A 17,083-nucleotide genomic window follows, 5' to 3' on the forward strand; every position below is an offset into this window, starting at 1 on the left:
ACAACAACAAACAAAAACCACCAAACACACTATTGAGTTCTCAAACAACACGCCCGGTTTCAGGCAACCCCGCCACTCTACTCCACAGCAGAAGCTGCGTCAACTCCGAGTTTTCGGGGCTACCGGAAGGTCTTCCAGACTGCTCGTCGCTCCACTGGGGTGCGCCGGCTCGTCCTATCCTACACGCTCGATTTCGGCGCCCAAACCGGCCAGGTATTCCACGAACAACGGGTACCCGCGATCGATGTGATAGACGTCGTGAACCTCGGTCTCACCGTCTGCGACCAGGCCCGCAAGGACCAGGCCGGCGCCGGCCCGGATGTCGGAGGCCCACACCGGAGCGCTGGAGAGCTGGGGCAGACCGCGCACCACGGCATGGTGTCCGTCGGTGCGGGCATCGGCGCCCAGGCGGATCATCTCCTCGACGAACCTAAACCGCGCTTCGAAGATGTTCTCGGTGATCATCGACGTACCGTCGGCGATCGCAGCCAGGCCGATCGCCATCGGCTGCAGGTCGGTGGGGAATCCCGGGAACGGCAGGGTGGCGACGTTGACGGCCTTGGGTCGGTCGTACTGCACGACGCGGAAGCCGTTGTCGGACTGGGTGACCGTCGCCCCCGCCGCGTGCAGTTTGTGCAGCACCAGCTGCAGGTGCGCCGGGTCGACGCCGGTGACCGAGATGTCGCCGCGGGTCATCACCGCCGCGATGGCCCAGGTCGCCGCGACGATCCGGTCGCCGATGACCTCGTGTTCGGTCGGGTACAGCCGCGGCACCCCGGTGATCTTCAGCGTCGGCGAGCCGGCACCTTCGATCTGGGCGCCCATCTGATTGAGCATCGTGCACAGGTCGGCGATGTCGGGTTCGCGTGCCGCGTTGTGAATCGTGGTGACACCCTCGGCCAGCACCGCCGCCATCAGGATGTTCTCGGTGGCACCCACCGAGGGGAACTCCAGCTGAATCTCCGCACCCCGCAGGGCATCGGCGTGCGCGACGACGCAACCGTGCTCGATATTGCAGGTGGCGCCCAGTTGACGCAGGCCGGCCTGGTGCATGTCCAGTGGCCGCGACCCGATCGCATCGCCGCCGGGCAGAGCGACCTTCGCGCGCAGACACCGGCCCACCAGTGGCCCGAGCACGCACACCGACGCGCGGAACTGGCGCACCGCGGCGAAGTCGGCGTCGTATTTGGGTTCCTCCGGTGAGGTGATTCGGACCGTGGTTCCGTCCAGCTCGACGGTGGCGCCCAGGCCGCGCAGCACCTCGGCCATCAACGGCACATCGAGGATGTCGGGGCAGTTGGTGATGGTGCTGGTGCCCTCCGCCAACAGGGTCGCTGCCATCAGCTTCAGGACACTGTTCTTGGCTCCACCGACAGCCACTTCGCCGGACAACCGATTGCCGCCGACAACCACGAAACGCTCACCCACTCGCGTCAGTGTAATGAGGTCTGCACCGCTATCCCGAATAATCGTGACCTCATGCCACCCCGGTACGGTTTGAGCCATGGCAGTGCACATCACCCGCGTCTACACCCGTACCGGCGACGACGGCACCACCGGATTGAGCGACTTCTCCCGGGTGCCCAAGACCGATCCCCGGCTGGTGGCCTACGCCGACGTCGAGGAGGCCAATGCTGCGATCGGTGTGGCGATGGCGCTGGGCAGTCCCGACGCCGCCATCACTGAGACACTGCTGCGCATCCAGAACGATCTGTTCGACACCGGAGCGGATCTGGCGACGCCGGTGGTCGAAGACCCGAAGTACCCGCCGCTGCGCATCACCCAGGACTACATCGACCGGGTCGAGACCTGGTGTGACGAATACAACGAGCAGCTCGCCCCGCTGAACTCGTTCATCCTGCCGGGTGGTTCGCCCCTGTCGGCGCTGCTGCATGTGGCTCGCACCGCGGCTCGGCGCGCGGAGAGATCCGCGTGGGCGGCCGTCGAAGCACACGGCGACACGGTGTCGGTGCTGCCGGCAAAATACCTGAATCGGTTGTCGGACTTGATGTTCGTGCTCTGCCGCGTGGCCAACGCCGACGGCGACGTGCTCTGGCAGCCTGGTGGCGATCGCACCGACCGTCCCGAAAAATAGCTCGCGACAGCGGATTTCGAGCGGTCAGAAGCTCTGTCTGCGAGCTCGCGGCGACGGTCGCGCCTCCAGCCAGGACAGGAATGCGGTGCGGGCACCCCGGTCCAGGGCGATCTCGAATCCGGCGCGACGATCCTGGGTGGTGTCACGAAGTTCGAGGATCACGATCTCCTCGGTCATGATGTCGAACTCGTCACCGCGCGGTGCGCGTCGCGCCACCACGTCGACGCCGCGGCGGCCCAGGCGCCGGTCCGGCCACAACCGGACACTGGAGAGCCGGTAGAACGCGGCTTCACCGCCGCGATAACGCACCACACCATGACGCCAGCCGTGTCCGCCGACGGCCGGCAGGTCACGCATGATCGCCGCGGTTCCGCCCTGACGCAGCTTCCAGAGCCGATAGCTCAGTGCCGCAACGGCAGCCAGCAGGACGGCGATGAGCACGACCATCCAGATCATGACCGTGCTCATCGACTCATGCCTGCTAGTCGATCACACCCAGGGCGCGCAGCCGGGCCCGGCCCCGAGCGGCCATCTTGGGGTCGGCGGACTGCGCCTCGTGCCGCGCGGATGCCTCGTCGATCTCCGTGGTGAAGTCGACGGATTCGGCCAGGATGCTGACACCCTCCTCGGTCACCGACAGGAAACCACCGTGTACGGCAAGCCGCAGCTCGCCCTCGTCCACGCGGTCCACCCGCACCATCGCGTCGTCGACCAGCTCGGCGACCAACGGGATGTGCCGCGGGTAGATCCCGATCTCCCCCACCGTGGTTCGGGTGAAGATGAACGTCGCCCTGCCCGACCACACCTTGCGGTCGACGGCAACGATGTCGACGTCAATCTCGGCCATTACCCACCGCCTTTCACCGCAGTAAGGATCCGGATCACAGCTTGGCGCCGAGGCTCTCGGCCTTCTTGGCCAGGTCGTCGAGACCACCGATCAGGAAGAACGCCTGCTCGGGCAGGTGGTCGAAGTCGCCCTTGGTCAGGCGGTCGAACGCCTCGATGGTCTCCTTGAGCGGTACCGTCGAGCCGGGCTGGCCGGTGAACTGCTCGGCCGCCATCATGTTCTGGCTCAGGAACCGCTCGATACGCCGCGCCCGGCCGACCAGCTGCTTGTCTTCTTCGGACAGCTCGTCGATACCGAGGATGGCGATGATGTCCTGCAGGTCCTTGTAACGCTGCAGCACCCGGATGACCTCCTGGGCGACGCGGTAGTGCTCGTCGCCGACGATGGCAGGGTCCAGAATGGTCGAGCTGGAGGCCAGCGGGTCCACCGCCGGGAAGATGCCCTTGGAGAACACCGCACGGGAAAGCTCGGTGGTCGCGTCCAGGTGAGCGAACGTGGTCGCCGGCGCCGGGTCGGTGTAGTCGTCGGCGGGCACGTACACGGCCTGCATCGAGGTGATGGACCGGCCACGGGTCGAGGTGATCCGCTCCTGCAGTTCACCCATCTCGTCGGCCAGCGTGGGCTGGTAACCCACCGCCGAGGGCATCCGGCCCAACAGGGTCGAGACCTCGGAGCCGGCCTGGGTGAACCGGAAGATGTTGTCGATGAACAGCAGCACGTCCTGGTTCGCCTCGTCGCGGAACCACTCGGCCATGGTCAGGGCCGACAGGGCCACGCGCATACGCGTGCCCGGCGGCTCGTCCATCTGGCCGAACACCAGGGCGGTGTCCTTGAGCACATTGGCGTCCTCGAGCTCGACCCACAGGTCGTTGCCCTCACGGGTGCGCTCACCGACGCCGGCGAACACCGAGGTGCCACCGAAGTTGCGGGCGATACGGTTGATCATCTCCTGGATGAGCACGGTCTTGCCGACGCCGGCACCACCGAACAGGGCGATCTTGCCGCCACGCACGTACGGGGTGAGCAGGTCGACGACCTTCAGACCGGTCTCGAGCATCTCGGTCCGCGGCTCCAGCTCGTTGAAGGCCGGGGGCTTGCGGTGGATGCCCCAGTGCTCGAAGTCCTCGCCGTAACCCGGCTTGTCCAGGCAGTGGCCCAGGGCGTTGAACACGTGGCCCTTGACGTCGTGACCCACCGGCACCGAGATCGCGGCACCGGTGTCGGTGACCTCGGTGCCACGCACCAGGCCGTCGGTGGGCTGCATCGAGATGGTGCGGACCAGGTTGTCACCCAGGTGCTGGGCGACCTCGAGGGTCAGCGTCTTCGCCAGCTCCGAGAAGGAGATCTCCGCGTGCAGAGCGTTGAACAGCTCCGGCACCGCGCCCCGGGGGAACTCGACGTCCACCACGGGGCCGGTCACGCGCACGACGCGTCCGGCGGTTGTCTTGTCAGCGGTAACAGTCATTATCTTCTTCGCTTCCTAGTGCTTAGCGGGGTGGCTTACCGGGCGTCGGCGAGCGCGTTCGCGCCGCCGACGATTTCGCTGATTTCCTGGGTGATCTGGGCCTGGCGCTCGCGGTTGGCCTCGAGCGTCAGCGCCTTGATCAAGTCGTCGGCGTTGTCGGTCGCCGACTTCATCGCGCGCTGGCGAGACGCCAGCTCAGAAGCCGCCGAGTCGAGCAGCGCCGCATACACGCGGGTGGTCAGGTACCGCGGCAGCAACGAGTCGAACAGCGTGGTGGCGTCCGGCTCGAAGGAGTACAGGGTCCTGGGACCGGTCTCCTCGCCGACGTACTCGACCAGCATCGGCGCGATGCGCCGGGCCTCGGCCGACTGCGACAGCATCGAACGGAAGTCGGTGGAGACGATGTGCAGCTCGTCCACACCGAGCACGCCGTCGGCTCCCGGGTGGGTGCCCTCGTCGTCGACACCGGCCAGGAATGCCTCCACCAGCGTCGAGGCGATCTCGGCGGCGTTGTCATAGGTCGGCTGCTCGGAGAAACCGGTCCATGAGTCGGTGACCGCCCAGTGCCGGAAGGTGTAGTACGCCAGCGCCTTTCGGCCAACGACGTAGAGCACCGGCTCCTTGCCCTCCGAGCGCAGCAACGAGAACAGCTCCTCGGCCCGCCGGAAGACATTGGCGTTGTACCCGCCACACAGCCCGCGGTCGCTCGACACCACCAGCACGCCCGCCCGCTGCGGCTGGTCACGCTCGACCAGCAGCGGGTGATCCAGGGCCGCCTCGGCGGCCAGGGTCGTGAGCATCCGGGTGATCTCGTCGGCGTACGGCCGCGCCGTTTCGAGTCGGGCCTGCGCCCGGCCGATACGCGAGGTGGCGATCAGCTCCTGGGCCTTGGTGATCTTCTTGATCGACCCGGCGGAGCGGATGCGCCCGCGTAGTTCCCGAAGTGTGGCTGCCATAGCGGGGTTACTTCTTCTTCGCCGGCGCGGCCTTGCGGACCTGCACCGCTTCCTTGCCGAGCTTGTCTTCGTCGAGCGCCTCGACGCGCTCGTCAGGCACCACTGAGCTGCCGTCGGTGGCGGCGAAACCCTTCTTGAACTGGTTGATCACCGACACCAGCTTCTCGCTGGCCTCATCGGACAACTTCTTCGACTCGCGGATCCCGGTCAGGATGTCGCCCTCGGAAGCCTTGATGTGGTCCAGCAGCTCGGTCTCGAAGCGGCCGACGTCCTCGACCGGAACCGAGTCCAGGTGGCCTTCGGTGCCGAGGAAGATCGAGATCACCTGCTCCTCGACGGCCATCGGCGCGTACTGCGGCTGCTTGAGCAGCTCAACCAGGCGCGCACCGCGCTCCAGCTGGGCCTTGCTGGTGGCGTCCAGGTCGGAGGCGAAGGCGGCGAACGCCTCCAGCTCGCGGTACTGCGACAGGTCCAGACGCAGCGAGCCGGCCACCTCTTTCATGGCCTTGATCTGGGCGGCGCCACCGACACGGGACACCGACACACCGACGTTGATGGCCGGACGCACACCCTGGTTGAACAGGTCGCTCTCCAGGAAGCACTGGCCGTCGGTGATCGAGATGACGTTGGTCGGGATGTAGGCCGAGATGTCGTTGGCCTTGGTCTCGATGATCGGCAGACCGGTCAGCGAACCACCACCGAGCTCGTCGGAGAGCTTCGCGCAGCGCTCCAGCAGCCGGGAGTGCAGGTAGAACACGTCACCCGGGTAGGCCTCGCGGCCCGGCGGGCGGCGCAGCAGCAGCGAGATGGCGCGGTAGGCCTCGGCCTGCTTGGTCAGGTCGTCGAACACGATCAGCACGTGCTTGCCCGAGTACATCCAGTGCTGGGCGATCGCCGAGCCGGTGTAGGGGGCCAGCCACTTGAAGCCGGCGGAGTCCGAAGCCGGCGCCGCGACGATCGTGGTGTAGTCCATGGCGCCGCCCTCTTCCAGCGCGCGCCGCACACTGGCGATGGTGGTGCCCTTCTGGCCGATCGCGACGTAGACGCAGCGGACCTGCTGGTTCGGGTCCCCGGTCTCCCAGTTCTTGCGCTGGTTGAGGATGGTGTCCACGCACAGCGCGGTCTTGCCGGTCTTGCGGTCGCCGATGACGAGCTGGCGCTGACCGCGACCGATCGGGGTCATGGCGTCGACGGCCTTGATACCGGTCTGCAGCGGCTCGGACACGCTCTGACGCTGGACCACCGAGGGGGCCTGCATCTCCAGCGGACGACGGGTCTCGGCCTCGATCTCGCCGCGGGCGTCGATCGGCTGGCCGAGCGGGTTGACCACGCGGCCCAGGAAGCCGTCGCCGACCGGCACCGAGAGGACCTCACCGGTCCGCTTGACCTGCTGGCCCTCTTCGATGTTCTCGAAGTTGCCCAGGATCACCGCACCGACGTTGTGCTCGTCGAGGTTCAGCGCCACGCCCAGCACCCCGCCGGGGAACTCGAGGAGCTCCTGGGTCATCACCGAAGGCAGGCCCTCGACGTGTGCGATGCCGTCGCCGGCGTCGATGACGGTGCCGACCTCCTCGCGCGCGGTGTCGGCGCTGAAGGAGCTCACGTACTCCTCGATCGCCCCCTGAATGTCGTCAGAGGAGATTGTCAACTCTGCCATGGCTTTTCGTCTTCCTGCCTTCGAAATGGGTTGTGGGCTCTAGATGTTGCTCAGTCGGGCAATTGCGTCTGTGCGGCCGCGAGGCGGGACGAGAGCGTCCCGTCGATCACCTCGTCGCCGACCGAGATCGACAATCCGCCCAGCAGTGCGGGGTCGACGCCGACCTGCACCCGCACCGGGTGGCTGTAGATGCGGCTCAGCACGGTGTTCAGCCGCGTGCGCTGGGCGTCGGTCAGTTCGGCGGCCGCCCCGACCTGCGCCACCACCTCGCCGCGGCGGGCCACGGCTATCTGGGCCAGTTCGGTCACCGCTTGGTGGGCGGACTGGCCGCGCAACAGGCGGACGGTCTGCTCGAGCAGGGCTGTGGTGATCGAGTTGGCACCGCTGCCACCGCCGAGGACGGTGCCCAGCAGCCCGACCCGGCCGGCGGCCGGCATCGCGGTGTCGCCGAGCAGGATGTCCAGGCGGGGTTGCGCCTCCAGGACGCGAGAGAACCGGAACAGCTGGTCCTCGACCTCATCGATCTTGCCGGCGCGCTCGGCACCCAGCAGCAATGACTGACGGGCGACGTGCTCGACGGCACCGACCAGGTCATCGCTGTTGGACCAGCGGGCGGAGGCGGCGTCGGTCACCAGGGCCAGCGCCGGAACGCTGATCTTGCCGGAGAACAACCGCTGCACCAGCCGCACCTTCGGCGCGGCGTCATCGGTGGGAACGGTCAGGTGCCGTGTCACCACGGCTTCGCGCCCGAGCACCTCGGCGACCGCGGTGAGGTCACCGGCGAGCCCGGACAGACCCTGCTCGTCCAAGCCACCGGTTACTTCGCCGAACTTGTCCAGCAGGGCGCCCAGCGCCTGACGGCTGGCTGAACGCAGCCGGGCCAGGATGGGCGATTCGACCTCCACCGCTTTCGGGGCCATGGCGTCGAGCTCATCGAGGAACCGGTCGACGGTCGCGGACTGCCGCTGCGGGTCGGCGACGTGGCTGCGAACCAGTTCGGCCGCCCGCTGCACAGCCTCGGCACCGAGGCCCGACCGCAGCTCGCGGATCAACTGCGCCCGCATGAGGCCGACCTGCTGACCGCCGGCCGCTTTGACCCGCTCCGACTCGACGCCGGCCTGGTCGCGCAACTGCTCTACGATCCGCGCGGCGTCCGCGCGGGACTCCTCGGTGACCCGCTGAGCCTCGGTCTTGGCGTTGGCCAGCGCGGTGGAGTGAGCCTGGCCGGCTTCGGCCAGTTTGGCGGCGGCCGCTGCGGCCTCCTCCAGCTGCCTGCGCACCGACTCCTGCTGGTCCGCCATGAGCTTGCGCACCGGCGGAACCACGAACTTGACCAACAGCCAGACGATGGCCGCGAAACCGACCAGCTGCCCGATGAATGTCGACATCTTTGTTGCTACCGCCCCGTTTTCGCCGCGGAGAGTGCGTCGACCTCGACGCCGAGAATCCGACTGGCCAGTGTGGACGACAACACATCCACGCGGGCCTGCAGCTGCTCGTTCACCGCATCGCCTTCCAGCTTCAGTTGCTCGGTGGCAGCCTGCACCGTCGAGGCCACTTCCGCCTCCGCGGCCGACCGCTTCTCCTCGATGACCTTGCGACCCTCGGCGCGCGCTTCGTCACGCGCCGACGTCGCGGCAAGGCGTGCCGCCGCCATCTGACTCTGGTAGTCGGCATCGGCAGCCGCGAACTGCTCGGCTGACTCCCTGTTGTCGGCGAGGGTCTTGGTGACCATGTTGTCGCGCTCCCGCAACACCCTCATGATCGGCGGAACCACGAAGGTGCCGATCACACCGAGCACGATCAAGAAGATGCCCAGCACGACGAAGAAGGTGCCGTTGGGGATGAGGAAGTTGCTGGTTTCTTCTCCCTCGCCTCCCTCGGCGACCTGGCGAGTCACGGCCAGGACGAGAGCGCTCATGTCACCCATCTCGTGCGTTACTGCGTCGCGGCGATCGGGGTGGCGAACACGAACAGCGCCATGAAGGCCAGGTTGATGAAGTAGGCCGCCTCGACCAGACCAACCGTGATGAAGAACGGGGTGAACAGTCGACCCTGAGCCTCAGGCTGGCGGGCGATGCCGGCGATCAGCGCGTTGCCGGCGATACCGTCACCGATACCGGCGCCGATGGCACCACCACCCATGATGAGACCGCCGCCGATCAGGGCACCGAGTCCGATCAGATTGGGATCTGCCATTTCTTATCCTCCTTGCTAGCTGGTAGTGGTCTACCAGGTCTTTGTTGTGGTGTCGGGCTTGCTAGTGGTCCGCGTGCTCATCCATCTCCATGGCCTGCGAGAAGTACAGAATGGTCAGCAGCGCGAAGATGAACGCCTGGATCAGCCCGACGAACAGGTCGAATGCTTTCCAGATCGCGTTGGGCGCCCAGAGGATGTAGGGCGGGAAGAGGGCGATCAGGCCGACCAGGATTCCGCCGGCGAAGATGTTTCCGAAGAGTCGCAGCGACAGCGAGATCGGCTTGGCGACCTCCTCGACCAGGTTGATCGGCATCAGGAAGACCACGTGCCCCTTCAGCACCCGCCACGGGTGGCCCAGGAGGCCGCGGCGCCAGAACCCGGCCAGGTGGTAGCAGAGGAACACGAACAGCGCCAGCGCGAACACATAGTTGATGTCGGACGCCGGCGGCGCGAACAGCTCCTTGGCGCTCCCGGACTCGTCCGAGTACTGCAGGGGCAGCACCGACAGCCAGTTCGAGATCAGGATGAAGACGAAGATCGTGACCGCAAGCGGCAACACGAACGGCGCGATGCGCATGCCGATCGCACTTTCGATCTGGTTGCGCATCTGAACGGTGATCGCCTCGAAGAACAGCTGCACACCGCCGGGAACCCCGGTCGAGGTGACCTTGGCCCGCAGGAAGAACGCCAGCGCGATGACGATCACCGCTGCGATCGCGGTCGCGGTGATGGTGTCGATGTTGACGGTCCCGAGCAACGGCCAGTGCGCGGTCTCGTGGTGGCCGACCTCGATCTTGGCTTCGGCCAAGGTGGTCTCGATCATTGCTACTGTGCCGTCCCTTCAGCGCCCGACTCTGACGCTTGCGCGCGGAGCTTTTTTACCACTGGCAGCGTGGTGGTCAGCACCAGCACCACCTCGAACAGAGCCAAGCCGAACAGCACACCCAGGCCGTCCGGCCGGAACGAGTAGGCGATCGCCAGGCCGATCACGCTGATGACCAGCAGACGCGACGCCGAGTTCAGCGCCATCTTCTTCTTCAGTGGGTGGTCTGCGGCGGTGATCTTCAGCGCGGATCGGCGGATCAACAGCGCGTTGCCCAACCCGAGTGCCAGGCCCAGCCCGAAGAACACCCCGAACAGCGGGTGACCGAATTGGGCGGCCGCAGCGACAGCGACACCGGTGAGCACGAGACAGATCAGCAGCAGCCGCATCGGCTGGAATACCACCGACGGCAACACCAACGGCGCATCCTGCGCTGGTGTCGTCACCGCCTCACCCCAATCCCCACATGTCCTACGTCACTGTTGCGAAGTCGCCCGCCGAGCGTATCGGATGCCCGAACGCGTTGCCGAACCACCTACAACCCCATCCTAACCGGTCCTACTACCGAGCGTCGTAGGGGGCGTCGTCGGGGCCGTCGGTACCGCGTAGGAGCGGGATCAGCGTAACGACGATCGCGATGAGCATCGCACCCAGCATCACCGCCCCGGTGTAGCGCGGATCGACGAAAATCGTGCTGGCCGCACCGAATGCGACGATCGCCACCCATAGATAGATCAGCAGCACCACCCGGCGATGGGAGTGACCGATCTGCAGCAGTCGGTGATGCAGGTGCATCTTGTCTGGGCTGAACGGGCTGCGGCCGGCCCGCGTGCGGCGGATGATCGCCAGCAACATGTCCAGCGCGGGCACACACACCACCGCCGCCACCAACAAAAACGGCGACAGCAACGCGAAGACGTCCCGGGCACCGTAGGCACTCTGCGAGATCGGGCCCGCGGCCGTCGTCGACGCAGCGGCCAGCATCAGACCGATCAGCATCGACCCGGAGTCCCCCATGAAAATCTTGGCCGGATGGAAGTTATGCGGCAGGAAGCCCAGACAGGCCCCGGCCAGCACCACCGAGATCAGGGCCGGCGGATAGAACAGCACGTCGCCGCCGTGATCGGAGAGCAGGCCGACGGAGAACGCGCAGATCGCCAGGGCGGTAATCAGCCCCAGGCCGGCAGCGAGCCCGTCGAGGCCGTCGACGAAGTTCATCGCGTTGACCACCGACACCGTCAGAGCCAATGTGATCAGGATCGACGACACCTGGTCGAGCACTACCGTGCCGACCCCGCCAAACGGGATGTAGAGCACGCTCCAGGCGACTCCCATGGTGACCAGCACACTGGCCGCGGTGATCTGGCCGGCGAACTTGGTCAGCGCGTCCAGGCCCCACTTGTCGTCGAGCAGGCCGATACCCATGATCACCCCGCCGGCCAGTACCACCGCCGGCATACCGGTGGAGTAGGCGAAACCCCGGGTCAGCGCGGGCAGCTGCGAGGCCAGGAAGATCGCGGCGACGATCCCGACGTACATCGCCAGCCCGCCCATCCGCGGCGTCGACTGGACATGGACGTCACGTTCGCGCGGGACGGCGACCGCCCCCAGCCGGGTTGCCAGCCAGCGCACCGGCCCGGTGGTGAAGTAGGTGATGATCGCGGCGGTGAGCCCGACCAGCGCGAGCTCCCGAATCGGAACGCCGGCGCCGCGGTCGGCGAGGGCGAGCAGGCTGGTCACCGCTCCCCCGCCAGCTCTGCCGGGTCCAGCCCCAGCACCTGCGCGATCTGCTCGGCGGAGACGGGCCCGTCGCGCACCACGCGCGGTGCGGGTCCGGTCAGATCGACGATGGTCGAGGCCGCCTGTTGTTCGGCCGGCCCCGCGTCGAGGTAGACCTCGACGGACTCGCCGAGTTGGCGTCGGGCCTCGGTGGCGTCGACGGCCGGTGCGCCGCCGGAGATGTTGGCGCTGGATACGGCCATCGGGCCCACCGTCTTGAGCAGCTCGAGTGCCACCGGATGCAGCGGCATGCGCACCATCACGGTGCCGCGGGCATCGCCGAGATCCCATTGCAGCGACGGCGCCTGGTTGACGATCAGGCTGACCGCACCCGGCCAGAACGCCCGGATCAGTTCCCGTGCCGTGTCGGGCACGATCAGCGCGAGCCCGTCGATCGACGTCCACGATCCGACCAGCACGCCGACGGGCATGTCGCGGCCGCGGTTCTTGGCCGCCAGCAGGGCAGCGACCCCGGCGTGGTTGAAGGCGTCCGCGCCGATCCCGTAGACGGTGTCGGTGGGCAGCACGACCAGCCGGCCGCGGCCCACGGCGTCGACCGCGGCGGCGAGTCCGGTGGCGCGCTGCTCGGCGTCGGCGCAGTCGAAAAGCTCTGTCATGGTTGACCGTTCCTGACTGCTGTGACGAATCGTGGCCGCCCGGCCAGGTCGGTGCGCGGCGCCGCGTCCTGGAAACATCCGGTGTCGAGCAAGGCGGCTACGGTCGCCTCCGAGGTGGTGTCGTCGTGCTCTATCGCTACCAGGCCGCCCACACGCAGCAGCCGTGCGGCGAGCGCAGCCAGCGGAACGATCACCGACATGCCGTCCGGCCCGCCGAACAGTGCCTGCGCGGGATCGTGTTGAGCCACTTCCGGATCCAGCACCGCGCCGTCGGGAATGTAGGGCGGGTTGGACACCAACAGGTCGACCCGGCCGTCGAACTGCGACAGCAGCCCCGGCGCAGTGACGTCGGCGTCGATCAGCTCCACCGAGGTGCCTGCGCAGTTGCGGCGGGCATAGTCCAGTGCCGCTTGGGAGTTCTCGACGGCCAGCACCCGCGCTCCGGGAAGACTGTGCGCCAGTGCGATCGCCAGGGCGCCCGATCCGGTGCAGGCGTCGACGATCAACGAAAGCGGTTGCGCTGCCGCTTGCTTCAATGCCCATTCCAGCATGGCCTCGGTCTCGGGGCGCGGAGTGAACACACCCGGGCCGACCTGTACGGTCACCGGTCCGAACGGCGCGGTGCCGATCAGGTGCTGCAGCGGAATCCTGGCACTGCGCGCCGCCACCAGATCCCGGTAGCGCCAGAAGAAGTCGGCGTCCGGCGGAGCCAACAGGGCCAGCCGGCCCCGGTCGGTTCCGGCCAGGTGAGCTGCCAGCGCTTCGGCGTCGTAGCGCGCCGAGTCTATTCCGGCATCGGCGAAAACCGCTGCGGCGGAGTCGATCGCATCCCGGAGCGTGGTCACGTCGTCTGCTGCAGCCGGGTTTGCCTGTCGGCAGCGGCCAGCGCATCGAACATCGCGTCGAGATCCCCGTCGAGGACCTGGTCGAGGTTGTGCGACTTATAGCCGATGCGGTGATCGGTGATCCGGTTCTCCGGGAAGTTATAGGTGCGGATGCGCTCGCTGCGGTCCACCGTGCGAATCTGGCTGGCCCGATCAGCCGATGCGTCGGCCTGCGCCTGCTCCTCGGCGACCGCCTGCAGCCGGGCCGCCAGCACCTGCAGCGCACGGGCCTTGTTCTGCAGCTGGGACCGCTCGTTCTGGCAGGTGACCACGATGCCGGTCGGCAGGTGGGTGATGCGGACCGCGGAGTCGGTGGTGTTGACTCCCTGACCGCCCTTTCCGCTGGACCGGTAGACGTCGATGCGCAGATCCGACTCGTCGATCTGCACTTCCCCGACCTCTTCGGGCTCGGGGTAGACCAGCACGCCGGCTGCCGAGGTGTGGACGCGGCCCTGGGATTCGGTGACCGGCACCCGCTGCACGCGGTGCACGCCGCCCTCGAACTTCATCTTCGACCACACGCCGTCGGCGCTGTCGCCCTTGCCGGCGATGGTCAGCGTGGCGTCCTTGTAGCCGCCGAGATCCGAGGTGGTCTCATCCAGCACGGTGACCTTCCAGCCGTTTCGCTCGGCGTAGCGGATGTACATCCGGGCCAGGTCGGCGGCGAACAGTGCGGATTCCTCCCCACCCTCACCGGACTTGACCTCCAGCACGATGTCGTCGGCGTCGTGCGGGTCGCGGGGCGCCAGCATGTCGGTCAGTGTGGTGTCCAGCTCGACGACGCGGGCCTCCAGCTCGGGAACCTCCGCGGCGAACGACGCGTCGTCGGCGGCCAGCTCACGCGCGGCCTCCAGATCACCACGCGCCGACTCGAGCTTGCGGTAGGTGGCGACGATCGGCGCCAGCTGGGCGAACCGGCGACCGGCTCGGCGGGCCTCGACCGGGTTGTTGTGCAGTTCGGGATCGGAGAGCTGGGTTTCCAGATCAGCGTGCTCGGTCAGCAGGGCGTCGATCGTCTGTGTGCTGCCGGTCATCTCACCTCCATCCCCGAACGCAAGCCGACGCCCGGGCTACCTGCTGGAGGCTCCGGGCGTCGGTGAGGGCGCTAGTTGTCGGCGGCTTCTGCAGCGTCGGCTGCGCCACCGACCTTGCGCTTGCCGTAGCGCTTCTCGAAGCGAGCGACGCGGCCGCCGCTGTCGAGGATCTTCTGCTTGCCGGTGTAGAACGGGTGGCACTGCGAGCAGACCTCGACCACGATGTGGCCGCTCTCCTTGGTGCTGCGGGTGGTGAAGCTGTTGCCGCAACCGCAGACCACGGTGGTCTCACCGTAAGCGGGGTGAATGTCAGATTTCATGATGTCCTCTTCGATCGTCGGCCGCCGGGTCGCCCGCCGTCGAGACGGACGTGAACCGGAACCTGAGGTGCTCGATTATGCCAGCTGCGCTGTCGGCTCCCAAAACGCCGATCAGTCGTTGTCCATTCCCGGCGTGGTCTTGGAGACCTGAACCAGGAACTCGTAGTTGTTCTTGGTCTTGCGCAGCTGGCTCATCAGCAGGTCGATAGCCTGGTGCGAGTCCAGCCCGGACAGCAGACGACGCAGCTTGTGCACGATCGCGAACTCATCCGGCGAGAGCAGCAGCTCGTCCTTGCGGGTGCCGGACGGGTTGACGTCGACGGCCGGGAACACCCGGCGCTCGGCGATCTTGCGGTCCAGCTTGAGCTCGGCGTTACCGGTGCCCTTGAACTCCTCGAAGATCACCGTGTCACCGGTGGAGCCGGTCTCGACCATCGCGGTCGCGATGATGGTCAGCGAACCACCGTCCTCGATGTTGCGGGCCGCGCCCAGGAACCGCTTCGGCGGGTAGAGCGCGGTGGAGTCCACACCACCGGACAGGATGCGGCCCGACGCCGGCGAGGCGTTGTTGTAGGCACGACCCAACCGGGTGATGGAGTCCAACAGCACGACGACATCTTTGCCCTGCTCAACTAGGCGCTTGGCCCGCTCGATGGCCAGCTCGGCGGCCTGGGTGTGGTCCGACGGCGGTCGGTCGAAGGTCGAGGCGATGACCTCACCCTTGACCGAGCGCTGCATGTCGGTGACTTCCTCGGGACGCTCGTCGACCAGCACCACCATCAGGTGGCATTCGGGGTTGTTGCGGGTGATCGCGTTGGCGATGTCCTGCATGATCGTGGTCTTACCGGCCTTGGGCGGGGACACGATCAGGGCGCGCTGTCCCTTGCCGATCGGCATGATCAGGTCGATGACGCGGGTGGTCAGCTTCTCGCCGGTGGTCTCCAGGCGCAGCCGCTGGTTCGGGTACAGCGGGGTCAGCTTGGTGAAGTCAGGACGATTCCTCGCGTCCTCGACCGGACCACCGTTGACCGAGTCCAGCCGCACCAGCGGGTTGAACTTCTGCCGCGGGTTCTTGTCGCCGCTGTCGCCCTCCCTGGGCACTCGCACCGCGCCGGTCACCGCGTCACCGCGACGCAGCCCGTTCTTGCGGACCATGTTCATCGAGACGTAAACGTCACCGGGACCCGCCAGGTAGCCGGAGGTGCGCACGAAGGCGTAGTTGTCCAGCACGTCGAGGATGCCAGCGACCGGCTGCACGACGTCGTCCTCGCGCAGTTCGGCCTCGCCGCCGCCCTCGCCGCCCCGCTCGCCGCGGCGCCGGCGGTCCCGGAAACGACGGCCTCGGCGCCCGCCGCGGCCGTCGCCGTCGTCATCGGCGCCGCCACGGTTCTGGTCGCCGCCCTGGTCGTCCGACCTGGCCTGGTCGTTCTTGTCGTTCTTGGCCTGGTCGTTCTTGTCGTTCTTGTCGTTCTTGGCCTGGTCGTTCTTGTCGTTCTTGGTCTGGTCGTTCTTGTCGTTCTTGGTCTGGTCGTTCTTGTCGTTCTTGGCCTGGTCGCTCTTGTCGCCCTTGGGCTGGTCGTTGGCGGGCTGGTCGTTGGCCTGCTCGGCGCCGTTGGCCGCCGGGGCGCCGGACTCGCGGCTCGCGCCACGACGTTCGCGCCGGCGCGGGGCTCCACCCTCGGTCTGGCCCTCGACCTGGCCCTCGGCCTGGTTGTCGGCGCCTGCCGGCTCGGCACCGTTGGCGGGCGCCTGGGCGCTGGGTTCCGCGCTTGGTGCAGATTCCGGGGATTCTGCGGCCTGCGCCGCCTCGCCACCGTTCACACTGTTACCCCCGTTGCCATTGACATCGCGGATCGCCGCGATCAGCTCGCTCTTGCGCATTCCGGAGGTGCCTTTGACTCCGACGCGGTTTGCCAGGGCCCGCAATTCGGGCAACACCATCGCAGACAACGAAGCGTCGGAGGCAGCGCCTGCCTCGGCGGTGGTGGGAGACGAGACCTCGGCAGCGCTGTGGCTCGGGGTCTCGGGAGTGCTCTCGGGAGTAGACAGCGTGTCCTGTTCGGCGCTGCCTTCAGCCGTGAAGAGGTCCGTTTCGGTCACGGATTTCCTTTCTATCCCTCGTCGGTTTTGTCACGCGAGGGGTTTGGGTGCATCCAGCGGAATCGCCGAGTGCGTGACACCGTCGAAGCGTGCAACGGTGTTTACCTGTGACTGCGGCGTCATATCGCAAGCCGTCAGCCACGGGAAGAATTTGGTGGTATCCCAGTGACATCGCATTCTGATTTAGGTGCTGATGCCGCGAATGCGGGACGGGACCGAGGATAACGCGGTTGCGAGTCGTGCGCAACAATTCGACGAGCATCACGGGAAGTGCCCGCGAAACACCCTCGGTGCATCACGTAAAAAT

18 protein-coding genes are annotated in these 17,083 nt (G+C 67.1%); 1 reads left to right on the top strand and 17 read right to left on the bottom strand.

The window, feature by feature from the left end:
- Nucleotides 1–174 precede the first annotated feature (174 nt).
- Nucleotides 175–1,428, bottom strand: coding sequence for a UDP-N-acetylglucosamine 1-carboxyvinyltransferase (gene murA, locus K6T84_RS22930; protein WP_224865050.1), 1,254 nt, complete (start codon nucleotides 1,426–1,428; stop codon nucleotides 175–177).
- Between the two features lie 76 nt (nucleotides 1,429–1,504).
- On the opposite strand from murA, the gene K6T84_RS22935 reads away from it, so the two are divergent.
- Complete coding sequence (locus K6T84_RS22935) at nucleotides 1,505–2,095, top strand: cob(I)yrinic acid a,c-diamide adenosyltransferase (RefSeq protein ID WP_225401700.1); 591 nt, start codon at nucleotides 1,505–1,507, stop codon at nucleotides 2,093–2,095.
- A gap of 24 nt (nucleotides 2,096–2,119) precedes the next feature.
- Here the strand turns inward: K6T84_RS22935 and K6T84_RS22940 are convergent, their stop codons facing one another.
- From K6T84_RS22940 to rho, 16 genes are all read right to left on the bottom strand, one after another.
- A complete protein-coding gene (locus K6T84_RS22940) occupies nucleotides 2,120–2,563 on the bottom strand; it encodes a DUF2550 domain-containing protein (protein ID WP_225401699.1) in 444 nt (147 codons plus the stop codon).
- 13 nt (nucleotides 2,564–2,576) lie between these two features.
- Nucleotides 2,577–2,942, bottom strand: coding sequence for a F0F1 ATP synthase subunit epsilon (locus tag K6T84_RS22945; RefSeq protein ID WP_224865047.1), 366 nt, complete (start codon nucleotides 2,940–2,942; stop codon nucleotides 2,577–2,579).
- A 34-nt stretch (nucleotides 2,943–2,976) separates the two neighbouring features.
- A complete protein-coding gene (gene atpD, locus K6T84_RS22950; RefSeq protein ID WP_224865046.1) occupies nucleotides 2,977–4,407 on the bottom strand; it encodes a F0F1 ATP synthase subunit beta in 1,431 nt (476 codons plus the stop codon).
- Nucleotides 4,408–4,442: 35 nt separating this feature from the next.
- Entirely contained in the window at nucleotides 4,443–5,363 is a 921-nt protein-coding gene (locus K6T84_RS22955; RefSeq protein ID WP_224865045.1) for a F0F1 ATP synthase subunit gamma, read from the bottom strand.
- 7 nt (nucleotides 5,364–5,370) lie between these two features.
- Nucleotides 5,371–7,020: a F0F1 ATP synthase subunit alpha gene (atpA, locus tag K6T84_RS22960; protein WP_224865044.1), complete on the bottom strand. Its 1,650-nt coding sequence runs from the start codon at nucleotides 7,018–7,020 to the stop codon at nucleotides 5,371–5,373.
- 50 nt (nucleotides 7,021–7,070) lie between these two features.
- Entirely contained in the window at nucleotides 7,071–8,408 is a 1,338-nt protein-coding gene (locus K6T84_RS22965) for a F0F1 ATP synthase subunit B/delta (protein WP_224865043.1), read from the bottom strand.
- Nucleotides 8,409–8,416: 8 nt separating this feature from the next.
- Nucleotides 8,417–8,950 carry a F0F1 ATP synthase subunit B gene (locus K6T84_RS22970; RefSeq protein ID WP_224865042.1) on the bottom strand — a complete coding sequence of 178 codons (534 nt, stop codon included), beginning with the start codon at nucleotides 8,948–8,950 and terminating at the stop codon, nucleotides 8,417–8,419.
- A gap of 8 nt (nucleotides 8,951–8,958) precedes the next feature.
- Nucleotides 8,959–9,219 carry a F0F1 ATP synthase subunit C gene (locus K6T84_RS22975; RefSeq protein ID WP_085261883.1) on the bottom strand — a complete coding sequence of 87 codons (261 nt, stop codon included), beginning with the start codon at nucleotides 9,217–9,219 and terminating at the stop codon, nucleotides 8,959–8,961.
- Nucleotides 9,220–9,280: 61 nt separating this feature from the next.
- Nucleotides 9,281–10,042 (bottom strand): F0F1 ATP synthase subunit A, encoded by a 762-nt coding sequence (atpB, locus tag K6T84_RS22980; protein ID WP_224865041.1) that lies wholly within the window; start codon nucleotides 10,040–10,042, stop codon nucleotides 9,281–9,283.
- 2 nt (nucleotides 10,043–10,044) lie between these two features.
- Nucleotides 10,045–10,488, bottom strand: a complete 444-nt coding sequence (locus K6T84_RS22985; protein WP_224865040.1) for an ATP synthase subunit I — start codon at nucleotides 10,486–10,488, stop codon at nucleotides 10,045–10,047.
- Between the two features lie 115 nt (nucleotides 10,489–10,603).
- Nucleotides 10,604–11,782 carry a glycosyltransferase family 4 protein gene (locus K6T84_RS22990; protein ID WP_225401698.1) on the bottom strand — a complete coding sequence of 393 codons (1,179 nt, stop codon included), beginning with the start codon at nucleotides 11,780–11,782 and terminating at the stop codon, nucleotides 10,604–10,606.
- Entirely contained in the window at nucleotides 11,779–12,438 is a 660-nt protein-coding gene (locus K6T84_RS22995) for an L-threonylcarbamoyladenylate synthase (RefSeq protein WP_224865038.1), read from the bottom strand. Before K6T84_RS22995 ends, K6T84_RS22990 begins: the two co-directional genes overlap by 4 nt.
- Nucleotides 12,435–13,283, bottom strand: coding sequence for a peptide chain release factor N(5)-glutamine methyltransferase (gene prmC, locus K6T84_RS23000; RefSeq protein ID WP_224865037.1), 849 nt, complete (start codon nucleotides 13,281–13,283; stop codon nucleotides 12,435–12,437). Before prmC ends, K6T84_RS22995 begins: the two co-directional genes overlap by 4 nt.
- Nucleotides 13,280–14,356 (bottom strand): peptide chain release factor 1, encoded by a 1,077-nt coding sequence (gene prfA, locus K6T84_RS23005; RefSeq protein WP_224865036.1) that lies wholly within the window; start codon nucleotides 14,354–14,356, stop codon nucleotides 13,280–13,282. Before prfA ends, prmC begins: the two co-directional genes overlap by 4 nt.
- Nucleotides 14,357–14,427: 71 nt before the next feature.
- Complete coding sequence (rpmE, locus tag K6T84_RS23010) at nucleotides 14,428–14,676, bottom strand: 50S ribosomal protein L31 (protein ID WP_224865035.1); 249 nt, start codon at nucleotides 14,674–14,676, stop codon at nucleotides 14,428–14,430.
- Nucleotides 14,677–14,787: 111 nt separating this feature from the next.
- Nucleotides 14,788–16,776 (bottom strand): transcription termination factor Rho, encoded by a 1,989-nt coding sequence (gene rho / locus K6T84_RS23015; RefSeq protein WP_225401697.1) that lies wholly within the window; start codon nucleotides 16,774–16,776, stop codon nucleotides 14,788–14,790.
- Between the last annotated feature and the right edge of the window lie 307 nt (nucleotides 16,777–17,083).

The organism is Mycobacterium zoologicum (genome assembly GCF_020181635.2).
Lineage (GTDB): Bacteria > Actinomycetota > Actinomycetes > Mycobacteriales > Mycobacteriaceae > Mycobacterium > Mycobacterium zoologicum.